The sequence below is a fragment of the Pseudomonas sp. UC 17F4 genome (assembly GCF_900101695.1).
Lineage (GTDB): Bacteria > Pseudomonadota > Gammaproteobacteria > Pseudomonadales > Pseudomonadaceae > Aquipseudomonas.
Genome location: NZ_FNKV01000001.1, coordinates 1,122,605 through 1,148,536 on the forward strand (window position 1 = coordinate 1,122,605; position 25,932 = coordinate 1,148,536).

Genomic DNA, 25,932 nt, shown 5'->3' on the forward strand with positions numbered 1-25,932 from the left:
ATCGTCAGTCGATTCTGTGGGCCCGGGCGCACTGCGGCAAGGGCAGATTGTCGCAATGGCCGCTTTACCTAAGCACAGGTCGTTTTCGGGTAAATCGGCGGGGGAGGGAGGCTGCACACTGGGGCCATGCACAGCAACGGAAGGTTTGGTCACCGTCCGCTTCAGCCCCGTTTGCGTCACCGCTGCGGGGCTGTTTTTTGTCACTGCGCGCGGGGCAACCCGATCACCCGGCCAACAAACTCGGCCGCCGGCAGATCAACCTGCTCATTCACGACCCCCTGCAAGCGCTCAAGCACCGCTGGTGCAAACGGTGCTGACCTCGGTCCGGCAAGGTCGACATGCAACAGCATCTGTTCACTGGCCGCCAGCGCTTCATCAAACCCCTCGCGATGCAGGCTGTGGTACAGGTGCAGGCGCTTGTGGTCAAAACCGATAACCTGGCTCTGCACCCACACCTGGGTGCCGAGCTTTACCTCATGCAGGTAGTTCAGGTGGCACTCCAGGGTGAACAGCGAGTGGCCGCTGGCGCTGCGGTTGTCGCTGTCCAGGCCGATGCGGTCCATAAAGGCATCGGTGGCATAGCTGAAGATCAGCAGGTAGAAGGCATCGCGCAGATGCCCGTTGTAGTCGACCCAGTCTGCCGGAACCTGGGTCTGGTAGGTGATCAATGCGGGCATCGCTGCACTCCGGTCAGTCGCTGAAGGCCATGCCGTGCTTGGCCTTGGTGGTTTTTACCGCAGCCAGCACGGCCAGCAGGCAATCATCACGATAGCGCTCCAGCGCGCTGATGCTGCGCTCGCCCAGTTGTTCGCCGGTGCCTTCGACCACGGCGTCGATCAGGCCGTCGGTCAGCTCGGGCGCGGGCAGGTAGGTCCAGGGCAGTTGCAACGCCGGGCCGAACTGGGCCATGAAGTGGCGCATGCCGGCGTCGCCTCCGGCCAGGGTATAGGTGAGGAAGGTGCCCATGAACGACCAGCGCAAACCGGCGCCAAAGCGGATTGCGTCGTCGATCTCACCGGTGGTCGCCACGCCATCGTTGACCAGGTGCAGAGCCTCGCGCCACAGCGCTTCGAGCAGGCGGTCGGCGATAAAACCGGGCACTTCCTTGCGCACATGCAGCGGGCGCATGCCGAGGTTGGTGTAGACGGTTTTTGCCGCTTCGATGGCCTCGGGCGCGGTTTTGTTGCTGCCGACGATTTCTACCAGCGGCAGCAGGTACACCGGGTTGAACGGATGGCCGACCACGCAGCGTTCGGGGTGGGTCGAAGACTCGTAGAACTCGCTGGGCAATAGCCCTGAAGTACTGGAGCCGATCAGCGCATTGGGCTTGGCTGCGGCGCTGATCTTGCTGTGCAGGTCGAGCTTGAGGTCGAGGCGCTCGGGGGCGCTTTCCTGGATGAAATCGGCATCGCGCACGCATTCCTCGATAGTCGCCACAAAGCGCAGGCGCTGCTGCGAGGCGCCGGGCGTCAGGCCTTGTTGCTCCAGGGCCGGCCAGGCATTGGCGATGCGCTTGCGCAAGGCCGCCTCTGCTCCCGGCGCCGGGTCCCAGGCGACTACATCCAGGCCATGGGCCAGGGCGCGGGCCACCCAGCCGCTGCCGATTACGCCGCTGCCCAGGGCTGCAAAAGTCTTGATCTCGGTGATAAAGCTCATCGGTTTCTCCAGCAATCAGCGACGGGTCAGGTTCATTTTGGCGCGGCCCTCGGCAGGGCTGAGTACCCGTGCGCCAAGGCGGCTGAGAATCTCGCTGGCGCGTTCCACCAGTTGGCCGTTGCTGGCCAGCACGCCTTTGTCCAGGTACAGGTTGTCTTCCAGGCCGACCCGCACGTTGCCGCCCAGCAGCACCGCCTGCGCCGCCATCGGCATCTGCATGCGGCCGATGCCGAAGCCGGCCCAGGTCACGCCTGGCGGCAGGTTGTCGACCATGGCTTTCATGGTGGCGGTGTCGGCCGGCGCGCCCCAGGGGATGCCCAGGCACAGCTGGAACAACGGGTCGTCGAGCAGGCCTTCCTTGATCATATGCTTGGCGAACCACAGGTGGCCGGTGTCGAAGATTTCCAGCTCCGCTTTGACGCCCAGTTCAGTGATGCGCCTGGCCCCAGCGCGCAGTTGCGCCGGGGTCGAGACGTAGATGCTGTTGCCGTCGCCAAAGTTGAGGGTGCCGCAGTCCAGGGTGCAGATTTCCGGCAGCAGCGCCTCGACGTGGGCCAGGCGCTCCAGCGGGCCGATCAGGTCGGTGCCGGCGCCGAACTCCAGCGGAGTTTCGCCCGGGCCGATCTCCAGGTCGCCACCCATGCCGGCGGTGAGGTTGACGATGATGTCGACGTCGGATTCGCGGATGCGCTCCATCACCTCGCGGTACAAGTTGACGTCGCGGCTGAAACGGCCGGTTTGCGGATCGCGAACGTGGCAGTGGACCACCGTGGCACCGGCTTTGGCGGCTTCTACGGCGGCTGCGGCGATCTGTTTCGGGGTGACCGGGACCAGGTGGCTTTTGCTGGCGGTGTCGCCGGCGCCGGTCAGGGCGCAGGTGATGATGACGTCGTGGTTCATGTGCGGTTTCCTTCGGGCGAGTTGGGCCATCGCGGGTCAAGCCCGCTCCCACAGGGTCTGTCAGTTAGCGGTCAGTTGCAGGTTTTCGGCGGCCGGTTTGCCGTCAAACGTGGTCACCCCTTCAAGCCAGCGCTTCTGGTCTTGCGGGTGATCCTTGAGCCACTGGCGGGCGGACTCCAGCGCATCCTTGTGCTCGAGCAGCGGCTGCATCATGCGGCTCTCGTCTTCGGCGGTGAATTTCAGGTTGCTCAGCAGGCGATGGGCGTTCGGGCAGCGCTGGGCGTAGTCGGGGGCGGTAACGGTCCACACCGTGGCGCGGCCTTCGTCCGGGCCCAGGGCGTCTTCGCTGCCGCTGAGGTAGGCCATGTCGATGTTGACGTTCATCGGGTGCGGCGCCCAGCCGAAGAACACCACCGCCTCCTTGCGCCGTACCGCGCGGTCGACGGCGGCGAGCATGCCGGCCTCGCTGGACTCGACCAGTTGGAACTTGCCCAGGCCGAACTGGTTCTTGCTGATCATCGCCTTGATCTGGGTGTTGGCGCCGGAGCCCGGCTCGATGCCGTAGATCTTGCCGCCCAGCTCCTTCTCGAACCTGGCAATGTCGGCGAAGGTTTTCAGGCCCTTGTCGGCCAGGTAGCTGGGCACCGCGAGGGTGGCGCGGGCGTCGTCGAGGCTCGGCTGGTCGAGGACCTTGACCTGCTTGGCGTCGATGAACGGGGTGATGGTCTGGGTCATGATCGGGTTCCAGTAGCCAAGGAACATGTCCAGGCGCTGGTCGCGAATGCCGGCGAAAATGATCTGTTGCGAGGCGCTGGTCTGCTTGGTCTTGTAGCCCAGGCCATCGAGCAGCACCTGGGTCATGGCGCTGGTGGCCATCACGTCGGTCCAGTTCACCACGCCGAGGCGCACGTTCTTGCAGGCGGCCGGTTCTGCGGCCATCACGTTGGTGCTGAGGATTGCGGTACCGACGAGCATCAGCAGGCTACGGCTGATCATTCTGTTCATGGTGGCTCCTCCAACGGCAGTTCTAATTGTTATAGGGGGCGGCCTCTGCGTGCCGTGTGATCAAACTACGCGGCTGCCGTGGGTAAAAATCGCACTGTGGCGACCGGCACTTGCACAGTGGCGACCAGCGCGCTATTAACCCTGCATCCGTGGCCGTCGAGTCGTCGCTATGCCCCAGGATTTCCATTTCTTGCTGTTGCCGGGTTTCTCCGCGATCGGTTTTATATCTGCGGTAGAGCCGCTGCGGGTGGCCAACCGCTTTCGCGGCGAGCTGTACCGCTGGCAGGTGCTGAGCATAGATGGCGGCGCGGTGCAGGCCAGCAACGGCATGTCGGTGAATGCCGACGCCGCGCTGCAGCCGTTGGGCAAGGGCGCTACCCTGCTGGTGGTGGCCGGTTTCGAGCCGCTGCGCAGTTTCGGCCCGGCCCTGCAGCACTGGTTGCGCAAGCTTGATCACGAAGGCGTGGTATTGGGCGGCATCGATACCGGCAGCGTGGTGCTGGCCGAGGCCGGTTTGCTTGAGGGTTACCGGGTGACCCTGCACTGGGAAGCGCTGGAGGCCTTCAAGGAAAGTTACCCGCAGTTGCAGGCGACCCAGGAGCTGTTCGAAGTCGATCGCCGGCGCATTACCTCAGCGGGAGGCACTGCCTCGATCGACCTGATGCTCGACCTGATCGCCCAGGCCCATGGCCCGGAGCTGGCGATCCAGATGTCGGAGCAGTTCGTGCTCGGCCGGATTCGCCCGCGCCAGGATCACCAGCGCATGCAGATCGCCTCACGCTACGGCATCAGCAACAAGAAGCTGGTGCAGGTGATCGGTGAGATGGAGCGCAACACCGAGCAACCGCTCAACACCTTGGTGCTCGCCGAGTCGGTGCAGGTCACCCGACGCCAGCTGGAGCGCCTGTTCAAGCTTTACCTGCACGACACCCCCAGCGGCTTCTACCTGCGCCTGCGCCTGGACAAGGCCCGGCAGTTGCTGCGCCAGACCGACCTCAGCGTGCTGGAGGTGGGCATCGCTTGCGGGTTCGAGTCGGCGTCGTATTTCACCCGTTGTTACCGCGGGCGCTTCCAGCGTTGCCCGCGCGAAGACCGCAAGGCCGCGGCGGCCAGCCTCAGCGGCGCTTGAGCAACAGCGCGCAGGCGCTTTTGTAGGCTTCGTGCTGGTACTTGTTCAGCGACGCCGGCAGTTCAAGGTCGTGTTTCTTCGCTTGGGCGCTGACGGTCTGCGGTGACACCAGCTCGACCTCGCAATTGTCCAGCAACTGCAGCACGCCCTCGATCTTGAAGGTGGTCGGGCCGCCGGCGAAATCGCCTTTCTTGCTGCGCTTTTTGATCGCCAGGTGGCTGATGCCCTGCTCGGCGATAAAGGCCTGGGCCTGGCGGGCAAAGGCTTTGACGCTATCTGCCAGTTCGTCGTCTGCCAGGGCGATTTTTTTCGTCGCCACGGCAAGGTGCACAGGGCTGGCGCCGTCCAGGGTGGCAACGGCAAGCAGCGCTTCGCTGCCTTTGATTTCAATTCCGCAGATTTTCATGCTGGTCTCAATCGGAGTTCTGCAGCCCCAGGGACTGCAAGTATTCGGAGCGATCATCGCTACGTTGGGCAATGCAGGTGTTCAAGGCCGCGTCGAAAGCCTTGCCGGGTTGCTGGTCATAGGTCTCGACCTTGCAATCGGCGTCGCGCAGTTGCTTCCAGATGGCTTGGGCCTCACGCAGGCGCTTGCTCAGCTCGTCGACCTTGGCTTGCTGGCCGCCGTACTGCTCGCCAATGCGCTGCAGCAGGTCATCGAAAGCGGCATTGAGTTCGCGTTCGGCGGTAGTGCGGCTGTATTGGGCGCACGCATAGCTTTGCTGGTCGGTGTCGACGTTGTCGCACGGGGTGCTTTCGTCGTCCTCGGCATGGGCGCCGAATGCCAGCAATACCAGGGCCAGGCCTACCATCGTTCTCATCTGCGACATCCTCCGAAAGCTTGCGCGAACATGGGCGCCGATTCTCGCTCAGCGCCGCAGCAAAGAACAGGGTAGCCGTTGCGCCTGTCCACTCACCAGGCCCAGGCCAAAACCGCCTGAGGCGCGAAGTGTCGAGTCCTCTACCCAGGGCAGTTCAGATCATCAGGCCGACGATGAATGTTTCGGCCATCTGGCCAAGACGCTCCTGGATCATTTGCTGTATGGCGTAATTTCCCGGGGGATGAAACTGCACCTGGTGAATTTCCAGTTTTACCATGGCTCTGGATTCAAGCCGCTGACGGTCAAGGAGGCTTGTCACTGGCACAGCAGACGAAAGCTCCAGCCTGTGCAACTGGACATCCAATAGACCGTTGGCCCGCTCGTTGACAGGGATGAACTGAAAGCTGTTGAACGCATGGTGGTCATTGCCGATTCTGAACACTTCCCGGGCAGCTGTGGATTGCAGGAGCGCCCTGAACGTTCTGTCGACCTGCTGAACTTGCGTGAGGTCCAGTACGGGCGAGTTCTGTGCAACGGTAGAGAACGCCAGTTCGAGCAATGTCCAATACAGGTGATGCAGCTCGAGCTGTTTTTTCCAGACGCCGGTGAAGCGCCAGCCCAGGGTTGCCAGGATCGCACAGTAGCTGGCAAACCAGTCCTGACCCGGGGGCGTTTGTTGTTGAGCCAACAGTTGCGCAAAAAGTGTGCTGTTCAACACGCTCTTGCGCCGCGTATCTGTCAGTCGGTCACTGAAACTGAGGACACTATCCGCTGCCACCGCAGCATTCACTGCACCCGATAGAGTGTTATTGTGATAGTTGACCAGGCTGCGAGTTGCCGGCGTTAGTGCCGGTGGAATAGCTATCGGGTTTGAATCCATAGAGGTGTTCATGGCGAGGGGCTCGGATACTGCCGCATTGCCAGGATTGACCAGTGCGACAGTATCAGTGGAATAGCCAGCGATTCACGGGTGGGGAAGTTCGAAGGTGAGTTGCTGAATGTGACTACCCAGTTTGGTGGTCACGGTGCTCCTCAGGCTGCTGTAGCTTGCTTTGAGACTGGCATCACTGTGGCGGATCTGGATTGGGCACAGAATGTCCTGACAGGCAAACGAATGCTTTAGCCAGTCATCGGTGACGTTAAAGGGTTTAGTCTCCAGGGCCAGACTGATCTTCTTGATCGCCGTTAACGAACGCGCAATCAGCACTTCAATAGTGATCAACAGGCGGTCCTGGCCAGGCAGCGGTTTAAAAGCAGATTGGCGCAGAACAGTTTTTTTTTGGTCGGGCTGACCCGGCTCGTTCAATGCAGTCCACACCTGCGCTGGAATCGCATAGGGACTGGCAACCTGCTGAAGCAGTTCCATTAGCGTGATTGTGCTTCCCAAGCTTGAGGTGTATTCGGTCAACTGCTCGGTGGTGAAAACCCAGCCTAACTTACCGAGCGCCTTACTGTAGTGCGAGTGCCACGCCTGGATAGAATGGTACGGCTGTTTGTCGGCAGACATTTGCGCGAGCAGGCTCGATCTCAATATGTCTTCCTTGGTGCTCACAGGCAGGTGCGTGGATAAACAGGCAATCTGCGCAGCGTTGATATAATTCTCGAAAGCATTGGGCATGTTGGCACTCCTTGCGATGGGCAGTGCCGATGCCGGGCATCGGCACGCGAAGTATCAAATCTCGAATTGCTCAAGAAAGTTTTCTGCACCACCGGCCAGTTTGTCTTCTACCGCAGAACGGATGCGGGCATACAGATTGGTGTTCAACTGAACCTGGCTAGCAGCCCGATAGATGGTCACATTGGTTTTCTTGAATTTGAAAAACAGCACGCGCTTGGTCCTGACCTGTTTCTTGAACTCCAGGCAATTGAGCACCATCGCTACCTGACCCTTGCTGGACTCGAGGCACGGAAGAATCTGGAAGGTGCCGAAGGATTCCGAGGCGCTGTTGTTTTCCAGCAGGTTCAGTGCGCCCTGGTCTTTTTGCAGGCCATTCAGGGTTTTTTCCGCAATGCTCCTGAATGCACCGCCCCCGGACACCGCGCCAATGATTTCCAGGGCAATCTGGTCCATGGAAAACTCACTGGCGCGTGGGGTGTAAAGCTGAGAGGCGTTGTTGGTGGTGTTCCATCCCAATGTCGCCAGGCCTTTGGTGTAGAACTCATACCACTGCTTGCGCTGGGTTTCCTTGTCGAACTTCTTGTCTGCCCCTTGTTGCATGAGGGAGATGCAGTTCATTACATCAATACTGTTTTGTTCCGACAGCGAGTCAGTGAGGCCGATGGCACTTTCACCGACGACGACGCCATTGTCGGTGTTTTCGTCGAAGGCGACTCCCGGGAGGGTGGGTGCTGCCGCAAACGCCGCGCGAGTGGCGATGACGGGTTTGCGGGCAGGCAACTCAAGGGAACTGATGAAGTCAAGTTGATCCGATTGCAGCATGTCGTTACTCCTGTAAAGGGCGCCAGCCTCCTGGCTGGTCGAGCAATGATAGAGCGACCACTGCTGCAACCCAGAGGGACGCGCTTCTATTCCCAGGGTTCGCCGCGGCACAAACTGCCCCCCTTCAGCAGGCGTTGACGCTTTCGGCAATTCCCCTGTCGTTTTTGCATCTGGGCGACATTCCCCCTAGGCATATGCTGGCTCCAAAGCGCCGGCAGACGATTCGGCGCAGGTTTTACCAATAAAGGGGACAGCCTGATGAGCCCAGCCGAATTACACGCAGACAGCATCGTTATCGACGGGCTGATCATTGCCAAATGGAACCGCGAGCTGTTCGAGGACATGCGCAAGGGCGGCCTGACCGCAGCCAACTGCACAGTGTCGGTCTGGGAAGGCTTCCAGGCCACGGTCAACAACATCGCCGCCAGCCAGAAGCTGATTCGCGACAACAGCGACCTGGTGATGCCGGTGCGCACCACCGCCGACATCCGCAAGGCCAAGGAGTTGGGCAAGACCGGCATCCTCTTCGGCTTCCAGAACGCCCATGCCTTCGAAGACCAGATCGGCTACGTCGAGGTGTTCAAGCAGCTGGGCGTGGGCATCGTGCAGATGTGCTACAACACCCAGAACCTGGTCGGTACCGGTTGCTACGAGCGTGACGGCGGGCTGTCGGGCTTTGGCCGCGAGATCGTCGCCGAGATGAACCGCGTCGGGGTCATGTGCGACCTGTCCCATGTCGGTTCCAAGACCTCCGAAGAAGTCATCCTCGAATCGAAAAAGCCGGTGTGCTACTCCCACTGCCTGCCTTCCGGGCTCAAGGAGCACCCGCGCAACAAGTCCGATGAAGAGCTCAAGTTCATTGCCGATCGCGGCGGTTTCGTCGGCGTTACCATGTTCGCGCCGTTCTTGGCCAAGGGTATCGATTCGACCATCGACGACTACGCCGAAGCCATCGAATACACCATGAACATTGTCGGTGAAGACTCCATCGGCATCGGTACCGACTTCACCCAAGGCCACGGCCAGGATTTTTTCGAGTACCTGACCCACGACAAGGGCTACGCCCGGCGCCTGACCAACTTCGGCAAGATCATCAACCCGCTGGGCATCCGCACCGTGGGCGAGTTCCCCAACCTCACCGAGACCCTGCTCAAACGCGGCCACTCCGAGCGAGTGGTGCGCAAGATCATGGGCGAGAACTGGGTCAACGTTCTAAAGGACGTCTGGGGCGAGTGAATACCTCTGGAGCCTACTCCGCTCGCCGATAGCTGCGTCAGGTCCTCGCGAAAAGCTCGCCGTACCTCGGTACTGTCTCGCCTTTCGCTCCGGTCCTTCCTTGCTCTCGACGTGCTCGCTACGGCTCCAAAGGCATTCACAGCGGCTGTTTATTGAAGAGCAAAGCCAAAGCGGCTTTGCATCGTGAATACCACATTTCTGGAGTTCAGTTTCCATGGCCAAGATTGCCCCGCAATTGCCTATCGAAGTCGACAGCGAAACCGGTGTCTGGACCAGCGACGCCCTGCCGATGCTGTACGTGCCGCGGCATTTCTTCGTCAACAACCACATGGGCATCGAGGAAGTACTGGGCGCCGAGGCCTATGCCGAGATCCTCTACAAGGCCGGCTACAAGTCTGCCTGGCACTGGTGCGAGAAAGAGGCCGAATGCCACGGCCTGCAAGGCGTGGCGGTGTTCGAGCACTACATGAAGCGCCTGTCCCAGCGCGGCTGGGGCCTGTTCAAGATCCAGGACATCGACCTCGACAAGGGCACCGCCAGCGTCAAGCTCGAGCATTCGGCGTTCGTGTATGTGTACGGCAAGGTCGGGCGCAAGGTCGACTACATGTTCACCGGCTGGTTCGCCGGGGCCATGGACCAGATCCTGGCCGCCCGCGGCAGCAACATTCGCACGGTCGCCGAGCAGGTCTACGGCGGTTCGCAAGAAGGCCACGACGACGGCCTGTTCATCGTCAAGCCGTTGTAAGTCGAGGATCCCGCCATGGCTTTCGAAGCAATGTTCCAGCCGATCCAGATCGGCAAACTGACCATCCGCAACCGGGTACTGAGCACTGCGCACGCCGAGGTCTACGCTACCGATGGCGGCATGACCACCGAGCGCTACGTGAAGTACTACGAAGAGAAAGCCAAGGGCGGCATCGGCCTGGCGATTTGCGGCGGCTCCTCGGTGGTGGCCATCGACAGCCCGCAGGAATGGTGGGCGTCGGTGAACCTCTCGACCGACCGCATCATCCCGCACTTCCAGAACCTGGCCGACGCCATGCACAAGCATGGCGCCAAGATCATGATCCAGATTACCCACATGGGCCGTCGCTCGCGCTGGGACGGCTTCAACTGGCCGACCCTGATGTCGCCATCGGGGGTGCGCGAGCCGGTGCACCGGGCCACCTGCAAGACCATCGAGCCAGAAGAAATCTGGCGGGTGATCGGCAACTACGCGCAGGCCGCGCGCCGGGCCAAGGAAGGTGGCCTGGACGGCGTCGAGCTGTCGGCGGTGCACCAGCACATGATCGACCAGTTCTGGAGCCCGCGGGTCAACAAGCGCACCGACGAATGGGGCGGCACCTTTGAAGGGCGGATGAAGTTCGGCCTGGAAGTGCTCAAGGCCGTGCGTGCCGAAGTGGGCCCGGACTTTTGCGTGGGCATGCGCATCTGCGGTGACGAGTTCCACCCCGATGGCCTCAGTCATGAGGACATGAAGGAAATCGCCAAGTACTACGACGCCACCGGCATGCTGGATTTTTTCGGCGTGATCGGTTCGGGCTGCGACACCCACAACACCCTGGCCAACGTCATTCCCAACATGAGCTTCCCGCCCGAGCCGTTCCTGCACCTGGCAGCCGGCATCAAGGAAGTGGTCAAGGTGCCGGTGCTGCACGCGCAGAACATCAAGGACCCGAACCAGGCTACGCGCATTCTCGAAGGCGGTTATGTCGACATGGTCGGCATGACCCGTGCGCACATCGCCGACCCGCACCTGATCGCCAAGATCAAGATGGGCCAGATCGACCAGATCAAGCAGTGCGTGGGTGCCAACTACTGCATCGACCGCCAGTACCAGGGCCTGGACGTGCTGTGCATCCAGAACGCCGCGACCTCCCGTGAATACATGGGCGTGCCGCACATCATCGAGAAAAGCACCGGACCCAAGCGCAAGGTGGTGGTGGTTGGCGCCGGGCCTGCGGGCATGGAAGCCGCGCGCGTGGCAGCAGAGCGCGGCCATGACGTCACCCTGTTCGAGAAGAAGGACGCCATCGGCGGGCAGATCAGCATTGCCGCCAAGGCGCCGCAGCGCGACCAGATCGCCGGTATCACCCGCTGGTACCAGCTGGAGCTGGCGCGCCTGAAGGTCGACTTGCGCCTGGGTACTGCCGCCGATATCGACACCATTCAAGACCTGCGCCCGGACATCATCGTGCTGGCGGTGGGCGGCCATCCATTCATCGAGCAGAACGAACACTGGGGCGCCGCCGAAGGGCTGGTGGTCAGCAGCTGGGACGTGCTCGACGGCAAGGTGGCGCCGGGCAAGAACGTGCTGGTGTACGACACCATCTGCGAATTCACCGGCATGTCGGTGGCCGACTACATCGCTGACAAGGGCAGCCAGGTCGAGATCGTCACCGACGACATCAAGCCGGGCGTGGCCATTGGTGGCACGTCGTTCCCGACCTACTACCGCAGCATGTATCCCAAAGAAGTGATCATGACTGGCGACCTGATGCTGGAAAAGGTCTACCGCGAGGGTGACAAACTGGTGGCGGTGCTGGAGAACGAATACACCGGCGCCAAAGAGGAGCGGGTGGTCGACCAGGTGGTGATCGAGAACGGCGTACGGCCGGACGAGGCGCTGTACTACGGCCTCAAGGAAGGCTCGCGCAACAAGGGCCAGATCGACATCGAAGCGCTGTTCGCGATCAAGCCGCAGCCGATTCTCAGCCAGCCGGGCGAAGGCTACTTGCTGTATCGCATCGGCGACTGCGTGGCGCAGCGCAATACCCATGCCGCTATCTACGATGCACTCCGGCTTTGTAAGGATTTCTAAGGCAGCTGCAAGCGGCAAGCTTCAAGCGGTAAGCAAGAGCAGCGCGGTGTTGCCCTGGCTTGCGGCTTGAGGCTTGAGGCTTGCACCTGAAAGGTGCCTCTAAATGTTGAACACCCTTATCCCCATCCTCCTGTTCGCCGCCCTGGGCCTTGCTGTCCTGGGCGCGCTGCGGCGCGTGCGGATGTGGCGCCAGGGTCGGCCTTCGAAGGTCGATCTGCTCGGCGGCCTGCTGGCCATGCCCCGGCGCTATATGGTTGACCTGCACCACGTGGTCGCCCGCGACAAGTACATGGCCAACACCCACGTGGCCACCGCTGGCGGCTTTGTCCTGGCGGCGGTGCTGGCGATCCTGGTGCATGGCTTCGGTCTGCATAACAAGATTCTCGGCTACGCCTTGCTGTTCGCTACTGTGCTGATGTTTGCCGGTGCGCTGTTCGTTTACAAACGCCGGCTCAATCCGCCGTCGCGGCTGTCCAAAGGCCCATGGATGCGCTTGCCGAAAAGCCTGCTGGTGTTCGCCGCAAGCTTCTTCATCGCCACCTTGCCGGTCGCCGGGATCCTCCCCGAAGGCTTCGGCGGCTGGCTGCTGGTGGCGCTGCTGGGGCTTGGCGTGTTGTGGGGCGTGTCCGAGCTGTTCTTCGGCATGACCTGGGGCGGGCCGATGAAGCATGCCTTCGCCGGTGCCCTGCACCTGGCCTGGCACCGGCGTGCCGAGCGCTTTGGCGGTGGCCGTTCGACCGGGCTCAAGCCCATCGACCTGGAAGACCCGCAAGCGTTGCTGGGGGTAGAAAAGCCCAAGGATTTCACCTGGAACCAATTGCTCGGTTTTGACGCCTGCGTGCAGTGCGGCAAGTGCGAGGCCGTGTGCCCGGCGTTTGCCGCCGGCCAGCCGCTGAACCCGAAAAAACTCATCCAGGACATGGTCGTTGGCCTGGCCGGTGGTACCGATGCCAAGTTTGCCGGCAGCCCCTATCCTGGCAAAGCCATTGGCGAGCATGGCGGCAACCCGCACCAGCCGATCGTCAACGGCCTGGTCGATGCCGAGACCCTGTGGTCGTGCACCACCTGCCGCGCCTGCGTCGAGGAATGCCCGATGATGATCGAGCACGTCGATGCCATCGTCGACATGCGCCGCCACCTGACCCTGGAAAAAGGCGCGACACCGAACAAGGGCGCCGAGGTGCTGGACAACCTGATCGCCACCGACAACCCCGGCGGCTTCGCCCCGGGCGGGCGGATGAACTGGGCGGCGGACCTCAACCTCAACCTGCTCGGCGACATCAAGACCGCCGAGGTGCTGTTCTGGGTCGGCGATGGTGCCTTCGACATGCGCAACCAGCGCACCCTGCGCGCTTTCGTCAAAGTGCTCAAAGCCGCGCAAGTGGACTTCGCCGTGCTCGGCCTGGAAGAGCGCGACAGCGGTGACGTGGCCCGGCGCCTGGGCGATGAAGCGACCTTCCAGCAACTGGCCCGGCGCAATATCCAGACCCTGGCCAAGTACAGCTTCAAGCGCATCGTCACCTGCGATCCGCACAGCTTCCACGTGCTCAAGAACGAATACGGGGCCTTCGGCGGCAACTACCTGGTGCAGCACCACAGCACTTACATCGCCGAGCTGATTGGCGCAGGCGCGCTCAACCTGGGCCAGCACAAGGGCGGCAGCGTGACCTACCACGACCCGTGCTACCTGGGCCGCTACAACGGTGAGTACGAGGCGCCGCGCGAGGTATTGCGCGCTCTCGGCATCGAGGTCAGGGAGATGCAGCGGTCGGGCTTGCGTTCGCGCTGCTGCGGCGGTGGCGGCGGAGCGCCGATTACCGATATTCCGGGCAAACAACGGATCCCCGACATGCGTATGGATGACATCCGCGAAACCGCCGCCGAGCTGGTGGCCGTGGGTTGTCCACAGTGCACGGCGATGCTCGAGGGCGTGGTCGAACCGCGTCCGCTGATCAAAGACCTGGCGGAGCTGGTTGCCGACGCCATTCTCGAAGAACCGGCGGCGCCGAGCAAACCCGCTCCGGCACAGCGTGAACCTGCGGAGGTGCACTGATGAGCGACATTATTCGCCGTGATCCGCGCGCCGAGTGGATCGCCCGCAACCGCTTGCACCCGCTGCATGCGGCCATGCAGCAGGGCCAGCAACACAGCTGGATGGGGCCCAACGGCATCATTCGCAAGAACCCGCACGGGGTTGGCTTCATCGGCCCCAATGGCCTCAAGCGCATCGACCGCAGCGGCGCCCAGCAGGGTGGCAGCAGCAAGCGCACGGCTGCGGCCGTGGTGCAATTACCGCTGCACCAGGTGGCACAGCCGGCGTTCTACATCGCCGTGGTTCCAGACATGGTCGGCGGTCGCCTGGGCAGCCACGACCGCGACCTGCTGGGCCTGGCCCACAGCCTGGCCGGTAGCGACGGCGCGGTGCTGGCAGTGGTGTTTGGCGAACACAAGGAAAGCAACTTTTCCACAGCCGGTGTCGATCGCCTGCTGGTCATCGAAGGTGACGAGTTCGCAGGTTACGCACCGGAGCAGTTGGTGCAGGGCCTGCGCGCTGTGGATAACCAGTACAGCCCACACCATTGGCTGCTGCCAGACAGCCGCACGGGTGGCGGCGAGCTGGGCCGGCGCTTTGCTGCGGCCATTGGCGAACGCCCGGCGACTCGGGTCTGGCAGGTCAAGGACGGGCAGTGCAGCGGCCGTGCCGGCGCTGGCCAGCAAGACCTGGTCCGCGGCTTGCCGCGCTTGATTCTGGCAGCCGCCGAATGTGCGGAACCGGTCAGTGAAACTCGTCATGAAGCCTTGCCGGTGCAGTTATCCACAAGTGCTGTGCGCAGCTTGTCGCGCATCGAGGACCTGGGCCCGGTCGCCGTCGACCCGGCAGCCATCGCCATGGCCGAGGCCGAGTTCATTGTCTCGGGCGGTAACGGCGTCAAGGATTGGGAACTGTTCCACCGCGCCACCGTGGCCCTCGGCGCTACCGAAGGCGCCTCGCGGGTGGCAGTGGACGACGGCTTTATGCCACGCAATCGTCAGGTCGGTGCCACCGGCACCTGGGTGACCGCGCGGGTGTACCTGGCTGTGGGTATCTCCGGGGCGATCCAGCACCTGCAGGGCATCGGCGCCTGCGACAAAGTAGTGGCGATCAACATGGACCCGGGCTGCGACATGATCAAGCGTGCCGACCTGTCGGTGATCGGCGACAGCGCGGCGATTCTCCAGGCGCTGATCGAGGTTGTGGAAAACTACCGCAACGACGTCAAGCGCGATGCGGCTTGAGGGCAGGGGATAACTATGCACACCAAGGTCATCAGTCTGGTTTCAATCGGTGCCCACCCAAGCTCTGGCCGCACTCGACGTGCCGAGCAGGATGCCCGGGCGGTAGAGCTGGGCCTGCAGCTGGCTGGGGATAACTTGCAGGTGCTGCACGCCGGCGACCCGCAGGAGCCAGCCTTGCGCGCTTACCTGGGTATGGGCCTGGAGCACATCGACGTGCTCGAACAGCCACATGGCGCCGATGCCCTGGGCGTACTCGGCGATTACCTGCGCGACGCTGGCGCTCAATTGGTGCTGACCGGCAGCCAGGCGGAAACCGGCGAAGGTTCGGGCATGCTGCCGTTCCTGCTGGCCGAGCGTCTGGGCTGGCCGCTGGTGGTGGGCCTGGCCGAAGTTGAATCTATCCACAATGGTGTCGCCCAGGTGCTGCAGGCCCTGCCACGGGGCCAGCGGCGGCGTCTGAAGGTACGCCTGCCGCTGCTGGCGACTGTGGATAACGCCGCGCCCAAGCCGCGCCAGAGCGCTTTTGGCCCGGCCCGGCGGGGGGTGTTGGCAGCGCGCCAGGTGGATGTTGTCGAAGACGAGTTATTCACAAGCGCCGAGCTGCAGCCGGCCAAGCCACGGCCCAAGCGCCTGAAAGTGATCAAGGCCAAGAGCGGCGCCGACCGCATGAAAGCTGCTACCGCCAAGGCCAGTGGCGGTGGTGGGCAAGTACTCAAGGACCTCTGCCCCGCAGACGGCGCGCAAGCCATCCTCAAGCTGCTGGTGGAAGAGGGCGTATTACGCTGACAGTTGCTCACAAAGTCTGTTGGCCGATCTGTGGATAAAGTGTTCGTGTATGGCTGCAGGGCACGCATTGCGTGCCCTTCGGCGTTATGGTCAAAAAATGATCAAGCTAAGTTGTGGATTTTTCGAGGTTTTCTCCCTCTGGCTCGGCTGAGTTTGCCCACAATCGCTGTTGGCGGGTCTGTGGATAATATGTTCGCCCATGGCTGAGAGGCCCGTGTGGCAAGGGCTGCGCACGGTTGATCAAAAACTAGCCAATTGCCGTGTTTATGCCTGCCCACGCCCGTTTTTTCAGTTGTTCAGGGCGTTATTCACAACGCTTTTTCACCGCTGCGACTTTTGCACACAAAGTCTGTTGGCGTCTCTGTGGATAAGGTGTTCGCCTTCCGCTGTGAGCCTTGTATTTAAAGGCGTTCAGAGATTTGATCAAATATTGATCAATAAAATTTAGTGGGAAAAACAACGACTTGCCCACATTAGCTGTGGGCTGTCCTGTGGATAAAGTGTTTGTTCTATCGAGGGCCCCAGTAAGGCCGGGGTGTTGCGGGGTATGGTCAAAATTTGATCAGCTCCCACAGGATTCACAGCTACCTACAAATCCGGTGGGAGCGGCGGTGCGACGCCTCGACTTGCCCCGCGATAAGGTTACTGCGCAGCCACACCCTTCAGATAAGGCGCCGGCGCCGCCCCCAGGTTGCTCAGCATCCGCTCGCTGTACCAATCGACGAAATTAACCACGCCAAACTCATAGGTCTTCGAATAAGGCCCGGGCTGATACGCCGTGGAGTTGATCCCACGCTGGTTCTCTTCAGCCAGGCGCCGGTCCTGGTCGTTGGTGGCGTCCCACACCTGGCGCATGCGCGCCGGGTCGTAGTCCACACCTTCAACCGCATCCTTGTGCACCAGCCACTTGGTGGTGACCATGGTCTCCTGGGCGCTGATCGGCCACACAGTGAAGACGATGATGTGATCGCCCATGCAGTGGTTCCACGAGTGCGGCAGGTGCAGGATGCGCATCGAGCCGAGATCCGGGTTCTTGATCCGGCCCATGAGCTTCTGGCAGCCCTGCTTGCCATCCAGGGTCATCGACACCGTGCCCTTGAGCAGCGGCATGCGCACGATACGGTTACGCAGGCCGAAGCTTGCGTGGGCGTAGGGGATCTTCTCGGCATCCCAGGCGGCAGCCGAGGTGGCGACGTGGTCCTTGAACGCCTGGTCGGCGCGTGGGTCGGTGACGTCGTCCCATTCCAGCAGGGTTTTCAGCAGTTCAGGGTGCGAGCCGCTGCAGTGGTAGCACTCGCGGTTGTTTTCCAGCACCAGCTTCCAGTTGGCCTTCTCCATCAAGGTGGTTTGCACCGCCACCTTGGTGTTCTCCATGTCGTAGGGTTCCATGTAGTGGGTCAGGGTGGCGAGGAAGTCGTCAATCGCCGGCGGGTTCTCGGCCAGGCTGATGAAGATGTAGCCACCGGCGGTCTTGACGTTCACAGGCTTGAGGCCGTACTGCTTCATGTCGAAATCGGCGCCCATTTCGGTGCCGGCAAACAGCAGGCGGCCGTCCAGCTCGTAGGTCCACTGGTGGTAATGGCAGACCAGCTTGGCGACCTTGCCCTTGTCGCTGGTGCACAGGCGTGAACCGCGATGGCGGCAGACGTTGTGGAAGGCGTGCACCTGGCCTTCGGTACCGCGCACCACCAGGATCGGGTTCTTGCCGATCTGCAGGGTGATGAAGTTGCCCTTGGTCGGGATTTCACAGGTCATCCCGGCGATCAGCCATTCCTTCTGGAAGATTTCTTCCATGTCGATCTGGAACAGGCGCTCGTCGCAGTAGAACGGCTGTGGCAGCGAGAAGGTCCGCTCGCGGCTCTGCAGCATCTCGGCGGTGGCCTTGCGTGCAGGTTCCAGTGGATCGCCCAGACTCAAAGTTGCGGTGACGTCCATCGTGTAGGTCCTCATGGCCAGTGCTTGTGGCCGGTGAAAGTGGCTAATCGTTGTTATGGCGACGCAAGGCTCAAGTACAGCAGGATCATGTGCGTTGGAGTGTGCGTTCGAAGGGCGCAGGAACCATATCCATGGACGACATGATCAGATCCGTTTCCGACGCGTAAGCCCCCTTGGCTGGGGGCTGGTCGCGATAAGCACGCCAATGTCGCGGATAGGTAAGTGTCGCCTGCGCGGCTTAAGCAGAATCGCAGCCATCAGGCCGCAGTCGGCCGTGGAGACGAGCATGTCCAACAGCTTCCTCAATCCGGTCAGCACCCAGACCTGGGCCAACGGCCGCCACATCGTCCGTTGCGTCAAGGTGATCCAGGAAACCTGGGACGTGCGCACCTTCTGTTTCATGGCCGACCAGCCGATCATGTTCTTCTTCAAGCCCGGGCAGTTCGTCACCCTGGAGCTTGAGATCGATGGCGAGCCGATCATGCGCTCGTACACCATCTCAAGCTCGCCGTCGGTGCCCTACAGTTTCTCGGTGACCATCAAGCGCGTGCCCGGCGGCAAGGTCTCCAACTGGCTGCACGACACATTGCACGAAGGCCAGGAGCTGGCGGTGCACGGCCCGGTCGGGCTGTTCAACGCCATGGATTTCCCCAGCCCCAAGGTGCTGTACCTCAGCGGCGGCGTCGGTATCACCCCGGTGATGTCCATGGCCCGCTGGTTCTATGACACCAACGGCAATGTCGACATGGTTTTCGTTCATAGCGCGCGCTCACCGAAAGACATCATCTATCACCGCGAGCTGGAACATATGGCGTCGCGAATCGACAACTTCAGCCTTCATATCATTTGCGAGAAGCACGGCTTGGGCGAGCCCTGGGCGGGCTATCGCGGCTACCTGAACCAGAAGCTGATGGAGTTGATCGCCCCGGACTACCTGGAACGGGAGATTTTCTGCTGCGGCCCGACGCCCTACATGAACGCGGTCAAGCGCCTGCTGGAAAGTAGCGGCTACGACATGAGCCGCTACCATGAAGAGTCGTTCGGCGCGACCCCGGCCGAGGTCAAGGCCGATGCCGTGGAACACGCCGAACAAGCCGCCGAAGCTGCCGAGGTGGACGCCGGCGACCTGCACCAAGTCGAATTCACCGCCACCGGCAAGAGCATCCGCGTCGCCCCGGGCGAGACCGTGCACGCGGCGGCGGCCAAGCTCGGGCTGATGATCCCCAAGGCCTGCGGCATGGGCATCTGCGGCACCTGCAAGGTGCTCAAGCTGGGCGGCGAAGTGGAGATGGAACACAACGGTGGCATCACTGATGACGATGTGGCGGAGGGTTATATTTTGTCCTGCTGCAGTGTGCCGAAGGGTGACGTACGGATTGAGTACTAGTGTTGCAGACACCGCCGTAAAGCTGCGGCTGGCGATCTTCATGGACATGGTTGTGGTCGCTGATCCACTTGTAGTCGGCGTCGCTCAGGTCCAGGTCGGCCAGCAGCAGTTGCGCTTCGGGCAGGCTGCTGGCGCCAGCCAGGGGAAAGCCGTCGGCATCGACAATGGTTGAACCGCCCACCCAGTCGACCCCGCGTTCGCTGCCATGGCGATCACAAACCGCGATGAACATGCGATTCACTGCTGCCCCCGCCTGAACCCGGACGATTTCTGCCGGGCGCTCCTCGGGAGGGCGGGGGAATTCTGGCCAGTTGGCGGGCGCACACAACAACTGTGCACCACTCAGCGCAGCCAGGCGTACCCACTCCGGGAGCTCCAGGTCATAACAGATCATCAGTGCTATTCGCCCTTTGGCCGTTCGCACAACGGGTGGCGGTTGTTCGCCCGGTGTGAAGATGAGTTTTTCCCGGTCCCACAGGTGCACCTTGCGATAGCAGGTGATCCAGCCCTGAGGCTCGATCAGCACTACGCTGTTGGCGACTTCGGTTGCCGACAGGCGTTCGCACAGGCCGGCCACCACCATGATCTCGTGTTGCCGGGCGAGGGCGAACCAACCCTTGACCGTGGCGTCGTATAAACCCTCGGCAACGCTCAAGGCTTCGTCGCGGTCTTCAAACACGTAGCCGCTCTGCATAAGCTCCGGCAGCACGACCAGTTCCGCGCCTTCCCGGGCGGCCTCGATGATCGCTGCATTGGAAACTTCGCGGTTATGGATTACATCGGCAACTTTCGGTGCAACTTGGGCGCAAGCAATGCGCAGCGGCAGTGATGATGTGTTCATGTGTGCTCTCCTGAAAATAATGATCAGGCGATATAAAATAGTTAGCGTCAACTGGCATTTTTGCTAGTTCAAGTTCCGTGTTTTTGATTGCCAATCAATATAACTATTGAAGACCCCCGGCTCTATGCTGTGAGTTCATCACTGCCTTCAGGCGGAGCCTGATATGTCCTCGATCCCTTCACGAATTCTTTCCGCCAAGCGTGTGCTGGATAATCAGGTTCGGGCGCTGATTCCAGACTTTCCTTTTGACTATGGGCAGTACCTGGCGGACAAGGGGCCGGCACCGCTTGGCCGAATCCAGCCACAGCATCATGGCCAGCAAGTGCTGGTGGTGGGGGCCAGCGTGGCCGGGCTGGTTGCCGCCTATGAAGCAATGCGCATGGGCCTGCATCCGGTTTTGGTGGAGGCCAGCGGACGCATAGGCGGGCGCCTGTATTCGACCGCGGTCAACGATAGCGTGCCGTTTGAGCGCGGTGCCATGCGCTTTCCGTTGTCGGGCCAGGCGCTGATGCATTACTTCAGCAAAGTGCGCATGCGGGATAACACTGAAGACTTTCCCAATCCCGGAAGTGCCGCCGCCGTTAGTACCGTCGTTGATTATGCCGACGAAAAATATTACTACGAAGTCGGCAATGACAACTTTCCCCGGCCGCCGGCGTTCGAGAACATTGAAATCAAGTTCTTCGATGAGTTTCTCGAGCAGGCGCCTATCCATTTCAAGGAAATGGAACACGCCATGTCTGCCGGGACAATAGACCAGGCGAAAATCAAACTGTTGTGGAATGCAATTTTGCGCGAAGGCTGGGACAACCTCAGCTTTCATGCCGCGATGGTCGAGCAGGCGCGTTGGCCTGCCGACGAGATTAACCTGTTCGGCCAGATCGGCTTTGGTACGGGTGGCTGGAACACCGACTTTCCCAATTGCTTTCTGGAAGTACTGCGGGTGCTGTATACCGGGCTGGATATCAACCACCTGTTGATGCGCGACGGTGCCGACCGGTTGCCCCTACGGCTTTGGCAGCAACCTGCAGCGGCCTTTGGTGATGACAGCGTGTTCTGGCCGCAGAACATGACCCTGGAAGAACTGGCGAGCGCGTTTCCGGGCGACCCGCTGCGCCAGGAAGTTCGGCAGATCAAGCGCCTGACAGCGGGCGAAGGTGGCGGTTTCGAAGTGCTCTGCCATGACCTGCAGAGCGGACGCGACCAACGCCTGCGCTACGCCAGTGTGGTCTACACCCCGCATGTGCGGATACTCGACAAGTTCCGCTACATGAACGGCGCCGAAGGCCTTGAGGCCAGCCGTTCGCTGCTGACGCAGCAGCAATGGGAAGCAGTGATGTATACCCACTACATGCAGTCGGCCAAGGTATTTGCCGCTACCCGCGAGCCGTTCTGGACCCAGCGCGGGCCGGACGGCAAGCAACTGATGAGTATTACCCTGTCTGACCGCCTGACCCGTGGCACCTACCTGGTGGACTACAGCCGAAACCCGGGAGCCTACAAAGGTAGTGGGGTTTTCTTGTCATATACCTGGAACGACGACAGCCTGAAGTTTCTCGGTGACCGTCAGGGCGACCTGCCGCAGCATGGCGAGTTGTGCACCGCCTTGCTCGATCAGGTTTATCCCGGCCTGGACCTGGCTTCGCATTTCCCTGCGGCAGACCCCTTTGTCGAGATCAACTGGGAGAACGAGCCTTTCTATCTTGGGGCTTTCAAGATGAACCTGCCGGGCCAGTACGAGTACCAGCGGCTGTTGTTCAGCCAGTTCAAGGAGGGCAGTGACGGTAGCGCAGTGGATGGCTTCATCCTGGCCGGCGACGATGTGTCCTGGACCGGCGGTTGGGCTGAAGGGGCGGTGACCACGGCACTTAATGCCGTGGACAAACTGGCCACGCGCTACAACAACGGCTTCAGCCCCGAGGGCGGTCCCATTGCGCAGTGGGACCCCCTCAAGCCGGCTGCGCTGGCCGATCTGCAGGTCAAACGCTAAAGCGCGACACCAGCCCGCTCAGGTCCACCGCCAGGCGCGACAGCTCGGCACTGGCGGCGCTGGTCTGGTGGGCGCCGGTGGCCGACTGCACCGAAAGATCGTTGATGTTGACCAGGTTGCGGTCGACTTCGCGGGCAACCTGGGCCTGCTCTTCGGCGGCGCTGGCGATCACCAGGTTGCGTTCGTTGATCTCGGCCACCGCGCCGGTGATGGTTTCCAGCGCCAGGCCGGCGCCACGGGCGATGTTCAGGGTCGACTCGGCGCGTTCGGTGCTGTTGCGCATGGAGTTGACCGCCTGCTCGGTGCCGCCCTGGATACTGCCGATCATCCGTTCGATTTCGCTGGTCGACTGCTGGGTGCGGTGGGCCAGGGCGCGCACTTCATCAGCCACTACGGCAAAGCCGCGGCCGGCTTCCCCGGCACGCGCCGCTTCGATGGCGGCGTTGAGTGCCAGCAGGTTGGTCTGGTCGGCCAGGCCGCGAATCACATCGAGCACCTTGCCAATATCACGCGACTCTTCCGCCAGGTTGCCGATCAGTTCGGCAGTGCCTTGCACGTCGGTGCTCATGCGCTCGATGGCGCTGACGGTTTCCATGACCAGGTCACGGCCGTCACCGGCCGAACGGGTGGCTTCCTTGGAGGCTTCCGAGGTGCTCACGGCATTGCGCGCGACTTCTTCGACGGCGCTGGTCATCTCGGTGACGGCCGTGGCGGCCTGTTCGATTTCGTTGTTCTGTTGCTGCAGGCCACGGGCGCTTTCGTCGGTGACGCTGTTGAGCTCTTCGGCCGCCGATGCCAGCTGGGTGGCCGAGCCGGAAATCTGCTGCAGGGTGTCGCGCAGCTTGTTCTGCATCTTGGCCATGGCCTTGAGCAGACGCGCTGCTTCGTCCTGGCCTTCGGCGTGGATGCTGCGGGTCAGGTCGCCTTCGGCAATCCGCTCGGCGGCCTGCAGGGCTTCGTCGATCGGCTTGACGATGCTGCGGGTCAGCAGCAGGGCGCAGATCAGGGTCAGGGCGGTGGCGGCCAGCAGCAGGCCGATCACCAGAGTCACGGCATTGGAATATTGTTCGGCGGCGGTGCGGTTGATCTCGCTGGTTTGTTCGGTGTTGATGCTGACCAGTTGATCCATGACGCTGTTGATCTGCTCGGAGCTGTCGAGCATGTCGCGGTTGATCAGGTTGCGCAGGGTGTCCAGGTCATTGTTCTGCGAGGCCAGGCGCATGCGGTTTTCCAGTTGGCGGTACTGGCCCAGCAACTGCACGTACTGGTTGTAGGCCGAGCGTTCCTGGTTGCCGAAGATCAACGGTTCGTAGTTGCGGCGCGCGTCGTCGATCTGCTGGTTGCGCTGGTCGATCAGCTTGAGGGTGGCCTGCAGGGTGTCGGCTTCGCGGTTGAGCAGCAGGCGGTACGACAGAGTGCGCAGGCGCAGGGTCAGCTGGGTCAGTTGGTCGAGGTTGGTCAGGCTTGGCACCGTCGAGGTCTCGATGGTTTCGCCGGCCTGGCGAATCTTGCTCATCTGGTTCAGGGCGAACAGACCCAGGGCCAGCATCAGCGCACCGATCAGAGCAAAGCCCAGAAGCGCGCGCGGGGCGATATTCATGTTGCGTAGGGACATGGTGGTATCCAGGAGGGAAAAGGGCACGCGAACCGTGCGCAGGAGTCAGGACTGCCATGCCTATCGGTCGGCGGGGTAAAGACTTGAGCGGGCGAAGATGAAATTGTGAGGCAGCTATCTTTTTTCCTGACCGGTGGTAGGCAAAACGGGGAACCGGACCCGGATCGGCGGGTCAATCTGCACCAGGCCGAAGCGTCTAAACCCGATATCCCTGGCTAGCACGCGGACTTTTCTTTATCGTGTGCGCCCCCTGAAACACCCCGAGAAGGCAATCATGTTGGAAACTTCCCTTAGTCAACTGGAGCAACTGGTCAGCGACCTGGTGCAGAAGAATCAGGAACTGACCGAGCGCAACGCGCAAATCAGTGCCGAACTGGCCCAGGCCAAAGATGAAAACGACAGCTTGCAATTGAGCCTGCTGGAGCAGGAAGAAAAGCAGGGCGCTACCGCCGCACGCATCCAGGCCCTGGTTGAGCGTGCCAGCGTTGGTGCCGTGAACGCATGAAAACCTCAGCGCAGCCGATCAATGTCGTGTCGATCCTCGGCAGCGATTATTCGATCAAGGCCCCCGAAGGCCAGGAGCAGGCGCTGGCGCAAGCGGTGCAGATGCTCAATGCCTCATTGGCCGATACCAAGCGTAAATACCCGACTCTGATCGGTGACAAGCTGCTGGTACTGGCAGCCCTCAACCTGTGCTCGCAGCAGATCGAACTGCAACAGCAGCACCAGCAGGCCCTCGACCGTTACCAAGAGCAAGTCAACGCCACGGTCGATGTGATTGCGCGGACCATCAGCAACAGCTGATCGCCTCCAAAGCCCCAAGCTAAACCTTTTTGCCAGCTCACCGCCTTCGGGAGGGTGGGCCGGCATTGCTGTGGATCACTGTCATTATTGTATTTCCTGTTGTATACAATTGGCCTGTCTCTTGCACTACAGGGCTTATTTACCCAGGGGAAATACATGCAGTTCTGGCGGCGCAGTATCCAGTGGCAATTGATCGCAAGCATGGGCGCAGCGCTGTTGCTGAGCATTCTGGTGGTGGTCGGCATCTACAGCGTGGCGGTCAATCGGCTGACCGAGCGTTACCTGGTCGACACTGCCTTGCCGGCGAGCATTGAGGCGATTCGTAACGACATCGAGCGCATGCTTGGCCGGCCGCTGACGGCGGCGGCGGACATCGCCAACAACACCCTGCTGCGCGACTGGCTGGCGGCGGGCGAAGACAGTGCCCAGGCGCCGCAATTCATCGAGTACCTCGAAGCCCTGCGCAAGCACAACCAGGCCTTTACCGCGCTGTTTGCCGCGACCGCGAGCAACCACTACTACAACGAGAAAGGCCTGGACCGCACCCTCAGCCGCAGCAACCCGGCGGACAAATGGTTCTTCGGCTTCATCGACAGCGGCAACCCGCGGCTGCTGAACATCGACACCGATGGCAGCACCGGCGAACTGGCGCTGTTCATCGATTATCGGGTGGAAAAAGCCGGGCAACTGGTGGGCATCGCCGGGCTTGGCCTGCGCATGACCGAACTGTCCGAGCTGATTCACAACTTCAGTTTTGGCGAGCACGGGCGAGTCATGCTGGTGCGCGGCGACGGTTTGATCCAGGTGCATCCGCAGGCGCAGTTCAGCGGCAAGCGGCAGTTGGCCGAACAGATTGGTGGCGAGGCTGCCAAAGTTGTCTTGAGCCGTGAGCAGGGCCTGCACAGCAGCCGCTTCGAGCGCGATGGCGAGGGCTACCTGGCCCTCAGCCTGCCGCTGCGTGACCTCAACTGGACGCTGGTTGCCGAAGTGCCAGAAGCGCAGATCTACGCCCAGGTACGCGAGACCGTCTGGCTGACCAGCCTGATTGGCGGCGCAGTGGCGTTGGTGTCGCTGTTGCTGGTGGTACTGCTGGCACGCGGTATCGTCCGGCCGATCCGCCGCGTGACCGCTGCCCTGATGGCCATCGGCAATGGCGGCGGCGACCTGACCCAGCGCCTGGACGAGAACCGTGCAGACGAACTCGGCGACCTGGCCCGTGGCTTCAACCGCTTTCTCGACAGCCAGCGTGACCTGATCGGCGAAGTGCTGAGCACCAGTGAGCGCCTGCGG

Annotated in this window: 23 protein-coding genes and 2 pseudogenes; 12 read left to right on the forward strand and 13 right to left on the reverse strand. The window is 61.7% G+C overall.

Annotated elements, in window-relative coordinates; translation table 11 throughout:
• Positions 1–200: 200 nt before the first annotated feature.
• Genes BLR26_RS05120 through BLR26_RS05135 form a run of 4 tightly spaced genes read right to left on the reverse strand, consistent with a single transcriptional unit; the run spans position 201 to position 3,561 of the window.
• The gene (locus BLR26_RS05120; protein WP_093378664.1) at positions 201–677 is read right to left on the reverse strand and encodes a thioesterase family protein; all 477 of its coding nucleotides are present in this window, start codon (positions 675–677) and stop codon (positions 201–203) included.
• Positions 678–690: 13 nt separating this feature from the next.
• Positions 691–1,656 (reverse strand): L-carnitine dehydrogenase, encoded by a 966-nt coding sequence (locus BLR26_RS05125; protein ID WP_093378669.1) that lies wholly within the window; start codon positions 1,654–1,656, stop codon positions 691–693.
• Between the two features lie 15 nt (positions 1,657–1,671).
• Entirely contained in the window at positions 1,672–2,556 is an 885-nt protein-coding gene (locus BLR26_RS05130) for a 3-dehydrocarnitine:acetyl-CoA trimethylamine transferase CdhC (protein WP_093378672.1), read from the reverse strand.
• A 60-nt stretch (positions 2,557–2,616) separates the two neighbouring features.
• Complete coding sequence (locus BLR26_RS05135; protein ID WP_093378675.1) at positions 2,617–3,561, reverse strand: choline ABC transporter substrate-binding protein; 945 nt, start codon at positions 3,559–3,561, stop codon at positions 2,617–2,619.
• A gap of 169 nt (positions 3,562–3,730) precedes the next feature.
• Between BLR26_RS05135 and BLR26_RS05140 the strand changes: the two genes are divergently transcribed.
• Entirely contained in the window at positions 3,731–4,690 is a 960-nt protein-coding gene (locus BLR26_RS05140) for a GlxA family transcriptional regulator (RefSeq protein ID WP_093378679.1), read from the forward strand.
• On the opposite strand, the gene BLR26_RS05145 is transcribed toward BLR26_RS05140, so the two are convergent.
• The 5 genes from BLR26_RS05145 to BLR26_RS05165 all read right to left on the reverse strand — a co-directional run bounded on the left by BLR26_RS05145 (position 4,677) and on the right by BLR26_RS05165 (position 7,951).
• Entirely contained in the window at positions 4,677–5,096 is a 420-nt protein-coding gene (locus BLR26_RS05145) for a DUF3010 family protein (RefSeq protein WP_093378682.1), read from the reverse strand. The two genes, BLR26_RS05140 and BLR26_RS05145, sit on opposite strands and share 14 nt — an antisense overlap.
• A 7-nt stretch (positions 5,097–5,103) precedes the next feature.
• Entirely contained in the window at positions 5,104–5,511 is a 408-nt protein-coding gene (locus BLR26_RS05150; protein ID WP_093378685.1) for a lysozyme inhibitor LprI family protein, read from the reverse strand.
• 154 nt (positions 5,512–5,665) lie between these two features.
• A complete protein-coding gene (locus BLR26_RS05155; protein WP_143013255.1) occupies positions 5,666–6,403 on the reverse strand; it encodes a hypothetical protein in 738 nt (245 codons plus the stop codon).
• Positions 6,404–6,475: 72 nt separating this feature from the next.
• Positions 6,476–7,129 carry a hypothetical protein gene (locus BLR26_RS05160; protein WP_093378692.1) on the reverse strand — a complete coding sequence of 218 codons (654 nt, stop codon included), beginning with the start codon at positions 7,127–7,129 and terminating at the stop codon, positions 6,476–6,478.
• A 54-nt stretch (positions 7,130–7,183) separates the two neighbouring features.
• A complete protein-coding gene (locus tag BLR26_RS05165; protein ID WP_093378697.1) occupies positions 7,184–7,951 on the reverse strand; it encodes a hypothetical protein in 768 nt (255 codons plus the stop codon).
• A gap of 258 nt (positions 7,952–8,209) precedes the next feature.
• On the opposite strand from BLR26_RS05165, the gene BLR26_RS05170 reads away from it, so the two are divergent.
• From BLR26_RS05170 to BLR26_RS05195, 6 genes are all read left to right on the forward strand, one after another.
• Positions 8,210–9,187, forward strand: a complete 978-nt coding sequence (locus tag BLR26_RS05170; protein ID WP_093378702.1) for a dipeptidase — start codon at positions 8,210–8,212, stop codon at positions 9,185–9,187.
• Between the two features lie 214 nt (positions 9,188–9,401).
• The gene (locus tag BLR26_RS05175; protein WP_045202287.1) at positions 9,402–9,932 is read left to right on the forward strand and encodes a 4-vinyl reductase; all 531 of its coding nucleotides are present in this window, start codon (positions 9,402–9,404) and stop codon (positions 9,930–9,932) included.
• A gap of 15 nt (positions 9,933–9,947) precedes the next feature.
• Positions 9,948–12,008, forward strand: coding sequence for a dimethylglycine demethylation protein DgcA (gene dgcA, locus BLR26_RS05180; RefSeq protein WP_093378706.1), 2,061 nt, complete (start codon positions 9,948–9,950; stop codon positions 12,006–12,008).
• Between the two features lie 103 nt (positions 12,009–12,111).
• Positions 12,112–14,061, forward strand: coding sequence for a dimethylglycine demethylation protein DgcB (dgcB, locus tag BLR26_RS05185; RefSeq protein WP_093378711.1), 1,950 nt, complete (start codon positions 12,112–12,114; stop codon positions 14,059–14,061).
• Positions 14,061–15,284, forward strand: coding sequence for an electron transfer flavoprotein subunit alpha (locus tag BLR26_RS05190; RefSeq protein WP_093378715.1), 1,224 nt, complete (start codon positions 14,061–14,063; stop codon positions 15,282–15,284). Before dgcB ends, BLR26_RS05190 begins: the two co-directional genes overlap by 1 nt.
• A 15-nt stretch (positions 15,285–15,299) precedes the next feature.
• Positions 15,300–16,070: an electron transfer flavoprotein subunit beta gene (locus BLR26_RS05195; RefSeq protein ID WP_045202289.1), complete on the forward strand. Its 771-nt coding sequence runs from the start codon at positions 15,300–15,302 to the stop codon at positions 16,068–16,070.
• Positions 16,071–16,712: 642 nt separating this feature from the next.
• On the opposite strand, the gene gbcA is transcribed toward BLR26_RS05195, so the two are convergent.
• The gene (gene gbcA, locus BLR26_RS05200; protein ID WP_093378719.1) at positions 16,713–18,005 is read right to left on the reverse strand and encodes a glycine-betaine demethylase subunit GbcA; all 1,293 of its coding nucleotides are present in this window, start codon (positions 18,003–18,005) and stop codon (positions 16,713–16,715) included.
• A 286-nt stretch (positions 18,006–18,291) separates the two neighbouring features.
• On the opposite strand from gbcA, the gene gbcB reads away from it, so the two are divergent.
• Positions 18,292–19,392 carry a glycine-betaine demethylase subunit GbcB gene (gene gbcB, locus BLR26_RS05210; RefSeq protein ID WP_093378723.1) on the forward strand — a complete coding sequence of 367 codons (1,101 nt, stop codon included), beginning with the start codon at positions 18,292–18,294 and terminating at the stop codon, positions 19,390–19,392.
• Here the strand turns inward: gbcB and BLR26_RS05215 are convergent.
• Positions 19,313–20,233 (reverse strand): nitrilase-related carbon-nitrogen hydrolase, encoded by a 921-nt coding sequence (locus BLR26_RS05215; protein ID WP_093378727.1) that lies wholly within the window; start codon positions 20,231–20,233, stop codon positions 19,313–19,315. The genes gbcB and BLR26_RS05215 overlap by 80 nt on opposite strands.
• A 163-nt stretch (positions 20,234–20,396) precedes the next feature.
• Between BLR26_RS05215 and BLR26_RS05220 the strand changes: the two genes are divergently transcribed.
• Positions 20,397–22,223, forward strand: a complete 1,827-nt coding sequence (locus BLR26_RS05220) for a flavin monoamine oxidase family protein (protein ID WP_093378732.1) — start codon at positions 20,397–20,399, stop codon at positions 22,221–22,223.
• Here BLR26_RS05220 and BLR26_RS27640 read toward each other — a convergent pair.
• Positions 22,213–23,085 (reverse strand): methyl-accepting chemotaxis protein, encoded by an 873-nt coding sequence (locus BLR26_RS27640; RefSeq protein ID WP_371128665.1) that lies wholly within the window; start codon positions 23,083–23,085, stop codon positions 22,213–22,215. The genes BLR26_RS05220 and BLR26_RS27640 overlap by 11 nt on opposite strands.
• Positions 23,068–23,838, reverse strand: a pseudogene (locus BLR26_RS27645) (MCP four helix bundle domain-containing protein); the annotation flags it as partial. The pseudogene BLR26_RS27645 and the gene BLR26_RS27640, both read right to left, overlap by 18 nt.
• A gap of 274 nt (positions 23,839–24,112) precedes the next feature.
• Here BLR26_RS27645 and BLR26_RS05230 point away from each other — a divergent pair.
• From BLR26_RS05230 to BLR26_RS27650, 3 genes and pseudogenes are all read left to right on the forward strand, one after another.
• A complete protein-coding gene (locus BLR26_RS05230) occupies positions 24,113–24,343 on the forward strand; it encodes a hypothetical protein (RefSeq protein WP_045202365.1) in 231 nt (76 codons plus the stop codon).
• Positions 24,340–24,642 (forward strand): cell division protein ZapA, encoded by a 303-nt coding sequence (locus tag BLR26_RS05235; protein ID WP_038998322.1) that lies wholly within the window; start codon positions 24,340–24,342, stop codon positions 24,640–24,642. The genes BLR26_RS05230 and BLR26_RS05235 overlap by 4 nt, the downstream gene beginning before the upstream one ends.
• Positions 24,643–24,843: 201 nt before the next feature.
• Positions 24,844–25,875, forward strand: a pseudogene (locus tag BLR26_RS27650) (cache domain-containing protein); the annotation flags it as partial.
• Positions 25,876–25,932 lie beyond the last annotated feature (57 nt).